This window comes from Vibrio sp. 2132-1 (assembly GCF_033344315.1).
Genome location: NZ_JAWPON010000666.1, coordinates 1 through 566, shown reverse-complemented (window position 1 = coordinate 566; position 566 = coordinate 1). Strand labels below are relative to the sequence as shown.

Here is a 566-nt window from a genome sequence, read left to right as displayed (position 1 = left end):
CCTTTTGTTGGTAAGAAATCGACTTTGGTTTTCACATTGAAGTGTTGAAGTTTATTTGGGGTGCGGCGCGTTTTAATCTTCGTCGGACGACCCGCTTCCAGTACGTGAGTGAGGTGTTTAATCACGGCAGCATGTCGAGATTCGTCAATGGCTTCTCCATGTTGATCGAGCACCATGAAGGTATCAATCACGTGGCCGTCTTTGCTGGTCATGATTTGGGCGTCATGAACGTTAAAGTTACGACGGTCGAGCTCCGCCACCACGGTAGCAAACAACGCTGGTTGATCTTTGGTGTAAACGAACACTTCTGTTCCACCGCGCGTAGCCTTTTTGCTGATAAGTACCAGCGGCTTGTTTGGATCATCCATACGCAGCAAATGCGCACAATGCCAAGCGATTTGAGTGTGAGTATGGCGCAAGAAATAGTCGGCTTTGAATCGTTGCCACAACACTTCGATTTGGCGCGCAGAAAACCCTTCTTTGCGCAGCAATGCGGAAGCCATCTGTTGGTTATGGCGAATACGCTCACGCACATCAACCGGATTTTCTAATCCGCGACGCAGTGC

Annotated in this window: 1 pseudogene; it reads right to left on the bottom strand. The window is 49.3% G+C overall.

What is annotated here, in order from left to right:
• Positions 1–566 (bottom strand): annotated as a pseudogene (locus R8N47_RS27280) ([protein-PII] uridylyltransferase); the annotation flags it as partial.